Source organism: Acidovorax sp. KPB24-03 (assembly GCF_057546605.1).
The window spans coordinates 1-4,049 of the sequence record NZ_BAAJYR010000323.1 but is presented as its reverse complement, the minus strand read 5'-3'; the positions used below and the strand labels follow the sequence as shown (position 1 = coordinate 4,049).

Below are 4,049 nucleotides of genomic sequence, written 5' to 3'. Positions count from 1 at the left end.
CGGCGTGGTGCCGCAGGGGGCCGGATCGTGAGCCCGCGCACCCCCCGGCGAATCGCCGGCGCGCCGCAAGGGCTCGCTGCTGCGCACCGTGCGGGCGGTGGCGTGGTCGTTCATCGGCCTGCGCAAGGGCTCGGAATACCAGCAGGACGTGGAGCGGCTGAACCCCATCCACATCATCGCCGTCGGCCTGGCCGCGGCGCTGCTGCTGGTGGTCGGGCTGATCGCGCTGGTCAACTGGGTCGTCTGATGGACGGCCGCAGCCCGACGGATAACAACGATTTGAGATTCAGGAGCTGACATGAGTGCATCTACCCCCGGCACGACCCCGTACTACTACGTGCCCGCCGAATCGCGCCATCCGGTGATGGCGGCGGCCGGCCTGTTCTTCGTGATCCTGGGCGCGGGCCAGTGGGTCAATGGCCATGACTGGGGCAAGTATTCGCTCGCCCTGGGCATGGTGTGGTGGCTGTTCGTGCTGTACCAGTGGTTCCGCGATGCCGTGCGCGAGAGCGAGGGCGGCCTGTACGGGCACAAGATCGATCTGTCCTACCGCTGGAGCATGAGCTGGTTCATCTTCTCGGAGGTGATGTTCTTCGGCGCCTTCTTCACCGCTCTGTGGTGGGCGCGTTCCCATTCGGTGCCGGCCCTGGGCAGCCTGGACAACGCGCTGCTGTGGCCCGATTTCAAGGCCGTGTGGCCCAGCATGGCGGCGGGCATGACCGCATCGCCCGCCGGCATCGTGGAGCCCTTCCAGACGGTCGGCCCGTTCTGGCTGCCCACGATCAACACGGCGCTGCTGCTGACCTCCGGCGTCACGCTGACCATCGCGCACCATGCGCTGCGCGAAAACCACCGCGGCAAGACCATCGCCTTCATGTGGGCCACCGTGCTGCTGGGCATCGTCTTCCTGTGCGTGCAGGGCTACGAGTACTACCACCTGTACACCGACCTGAACCTCAAGCTCAGCTCCGGCGTCTTCGGCTCCACCTTCTTCATGCTGACGGGCTTTCACGGCTTTCACGTGTTCGTGGGCATGCTGATGCTGCTGTTCATCACGCTGCGCCTGCAAAAGGGCCACTTCACGCCGGAAAAGCACTTCGGCTTCGAGGGCGCCGCCTGGTACTGGCACTTCGTGGACGTGGTGTGGCTGGGCCTGTACGTGCTGGTCTATTGGCTGTAATCCAGGCCCCTCGGCGGCCCGACGAAAAAAGCGCCGCAGGGCGCTTTTTTTGCGGCGGTGCTCCGGTGCCCGCCGCGGCCCGTGGGCCATGCCGGGCAGGCCGGGTGGCGCTCAGCGCGTGGCCGGCAGTCCGGTGGGCTGGATGTAGCCCAGCTTCCAGGCGGCCAGCAGGCACAGGAAGAGCAGAATCGACAGCCCCACGCGGACGGCGAGCGCGCGGGCCATGTGGCCGCTGCGGGCTTTGTCGTTGCGGCCGTTGCGCATCATGAAGAACAGCGCGGAACCGAGGCTCGCCAGAATGGCCAGGAAGGCCAGCACCACCACGTATTTCATGGAGCGCATTATCCCGTGACATCTGCAAGACGCCGATTGGGCCTGCAATTTTGGCTGGTCAGCCTGGCCGCTGTGCTGGCCATGGCCGCGACCGCGTCGCTCGGGCGCTGGCAGCTGTCCCGCGCGGCGCAGAAGGAAGCCTTGCAAGCCGCCATCGACGCGCGTTCGGCCCGGCCGCCATTGGAGGGCGCCACGCTCGCGGCCCTGCCTGCGGCCACGGGGCCGGACGACCCGCTGGTGCACCGCCGCATAGTTATGCGCGGCCGCTGGCTGCCCGCCCATACCGTTTTCCTGGACAACCGGCAGATGCAGGGCCGGCCGGGGTTCTTCGTGCTCACGCCGCTGCAATTGCAGGGCAGCGCCACCAGCGTGCTGGTGCAGCGCGGCTGGGTGCCGCGCAATTTCCAGGACCGCACCCAGTTGCCCCAGATCCCCGCGCCGGTGGGCTACACCGAGGTGGAAGGCCGCATCGCGGCGCCGCCATCGCGGCTGTACGAAGTCGGCGCCACCGGCAGCGCCGAGGGGTCTTCCCGCATCCGGCAAAATCTCGACCTGGCAGCCTATCGCGGCGAGACCGGCCTGGCCCTGGCGCCACTCACCGTGCTGCAGACGGGGGGCGCGAGCGACGGGTTGCTGCGCGACTGGCCCGTCATCGACGCCGGGGTCGAAAAACACTACGGCTACGCCGTCCAATGGTTCGGGCTTTGCGGCCTGGTGGCAATCCTCTATGTCTGGTTCCAAATCGTCCGACGCTTCCTTCGCCCACGCCGCCAGCCTGCCGCCTGACGCGCCCCAGGGCGCCCACCCGCTGGGCCTCACGGTGCACAGCCTGCCGCCCGCGGGCGGGGCCATGGCGGCCGTGCAGCAGTCGCGCCAGGGGCGCTGGAAGATGCTGGGCATCCTGCTGGTGTGCGCCGCACCCGTGGTGGCCTCGTACTTCACCTACTACGTGCTGCGGCCCGAAGGGCGGCGCAATTTCGGCGAACTCATCGCCCCCCAGCGCGCGATGCCGGCGGGCATGGCGACCACCGCTCTCGATGGCGCTCCCGGTCGGCTCGACCAGCTGCAGGGCCAGTGGCTGCTCGTGAGCGTGGCGCCCGGCGCCTGCGGCACCGCCTGCCAGAACCATCTGTATCTGCAGCGGCAGCTGCGCGAAAGCCTGGGCAAAGACAAGGACCGCATCGACTGGGTCTGGCTGGTGACCGATGGCGCCGCGCCGCCGCCCGAGATCCAGCCGGGCCTGCAAAAGGCCCAGGTGCTGCGGGTGGATGCGCAGGCGCTGTCCGCGTGGCTCGCGCCCGCCACCGGCCACGCGATCGAAGACCATCTCTACGTCGTCGATCCCATGGGCCACTGATGATGCGTTTTCCGGCGGGCCTGGACGCCGCCGGGGCCGCCAAGGCCAAGCGCGACCTGGAGCGGCTGATGCGCGCCTCGGCCTCGTGGGACCAGCCCGGCCGCACCGGAGCGCCATGATGCAGGACGCCCAGCCGCTGTACGACCTGGCCCCGCTCGCCCGCATGGTGCTGCTGGGCGCGGTGATCGCGCTCGGGCCGCTGGCCTGGGTGTGGCTGCGCAACCGCGGCACCTCGCGCGTGCGGTGCCTGCAGGCGCTCACCGTGCTGACCCTGTTCCTCACCTTCGATCTGGTGCTGTTCGGCGCCTTCACCCGGCTCACCGATTCAGGCCTGGGCTGCCCCGACTGGCCGGGCTGCTACGGCAACGCCAGCCCGCTGGGCGCGCATGCCGAAATCTCCGCCGCCCAGCAGGCCATGCCCACCGGCCCGGTCACGCACGGCAAGGCCTGGGTGGAGATGATCCACCGCTATCTGGCCAGCGGCGTAGGCATGCTCATCATCGTGCTCACCGTCGGCGCGTGGTGGCAGCGGTCGCGTGCGGCCAGGCGCCAGGGCCTGCCGCCCGCCCTGAGCCCCTGGTGGCCCACGGCGACGCTGGTGTGGGTGTGCCTGCAGGGCGCATTCGGCGCGCTCACGGTGACCATGAAGCTCTTTCCCGCCATCGTGACGCTGCATCTGATCGGCGGGCTGGTGCTGTTGGCGCTGCTGTGCGTGCAGGCCGTTCGCGAGACGCACGCTGCGCGCGGCGTCTTGCCCGTGGCATTGGGCCGGGGCCTGCGGGGCCTGCTGGTGGCGACCACTGTGCTGCTGGCGGTTCAGATCGTGCTCGGCGGCTGGGTGAGCACCAACTATGCGGTGCTGGCCTGCACCACGTTCCCCACGTGCCAGGGCAGCTGGTGGCCCGACATGGCCTTCGGCCAGGGCTTCGAGATCTGGCGGCCGCTGGGCCTGCTGCAGGACGGCAGCCACATCACCTTCGCGGGCCTCACGGCCATCCACTATGCGCACCGGCTGGCGGCCTACGCCGTGCTGCTGGCCCTCGGGCTGCTGGCCTGGCGCCTGCACCGTGCCGCGCTGCTGCCGGCCCAGGCGCGCTGGATCGCGGGCCTGGCGCTGATGCAGTTCGCCACCGGCCTGTCCAACGTGGTGCTGGACTGGCCCCTCGTGGCCGCCGTGCT

The 4,049-nt window shown here is 69.7% G+C and carries 5 protein-coding genes and 1 pseudogene; 5 read left to right on the top strand and 1 reads right to left on the bottom strand.

The window, feature by feature from the left end:
• Positions 1–76 precede the first annotated feature (76 nt).
• On the top strand, positions 77–247 hold the full coding sequence (locus AC27KI_RS20115) for a DUF2970 domain-containing protein (RefSeq protein WP_487115459.1): 171 nt from the start codon (positions 77–79) through the stop codon (positions 245–247).
• 51 nt (positions 248–298) lie between these two features.
• On the top strand, positions 299–1,180 hold the full coding sequence (locus tag AC27KI_RS20110) for a cytochrome c oxidase subunit 3 (RefSeq protein ID WP_272565029.1): 882 nt from the start codon (positions 299–301) through the stop codon (positions 1,178–1,180).
• Between the two features lie 111 nt (positions 1,181–1,291).
• Here AC27KI_RS20110 and AC27KI_RS20105 read toward each other — a convergent pair whose 3' ends face one another.
• Positions 1,292–1,522, bottom strand: a complete 231-nt coding sequence (locus AC27KI_RS20105) for a twin transmembrane helix small protein (RefSeq protein ID WP_272549034.1) — start codon at positions 1,520–1,522, stop codon at positions 1,292–1,294.
• A gap of 6 nt (positions 1,523–1,528) precedes the next feature.
• On the opposite strand from AC27KI_RS20105, the gene AC27KI_RS20100 reads away from it, so the two are divergent.
• The 3 genes and pseudogenes from AC27KI_RS20100 to AC27KI_RS20090 form a co-directional block, all read left to right on the top strand.
• A complete protein-coding gene (locus tag AC27KI_RS20100; protein ID WP_487115457.1) occupies positions 1,529–2,299 on the top strand; it encodes an SURF1 family protein in 771 nt (256 codons plus the stop codon).
• A pseudogene (locus tag AC27KI_RS20095) lies at positions 2,241–2,989 on the top strand (hypothetical protein). The gene AC27KI_RS20100 and the pseudogene AC27KI_RS20095 overlap by 59 nt, the downstream one beginning before the upstream one ends.
• The coding region (locus AC27KI_RS20090) for a COX15/CtaA family protein (protein ID WP_487115455.1) at positions 2,989–4,049 on the top strand (1,061 nt) is incomplete at its 3' end. The pseudogene AC27KI_RS20095 and the gene AC27KI_RS20090, both read left to right, overlap by 1 nt.

Coding starts and splice junctions, on each gene's coding strand:
- AC27KI_RS20110 (WP_272565029.1), top strand. CDS start 299: ATGAGTGCATCTACCCCCGGCACGACCCCGTACTACTACGTGCCCGCC.
- AC27KI_RS20105 (WP_272549034.1), bottom strand. CDS start 1,522: ATGCGCTCCATGAAATACGTGGTGGTGCTGGCCTTCCTGGCCATTCTG.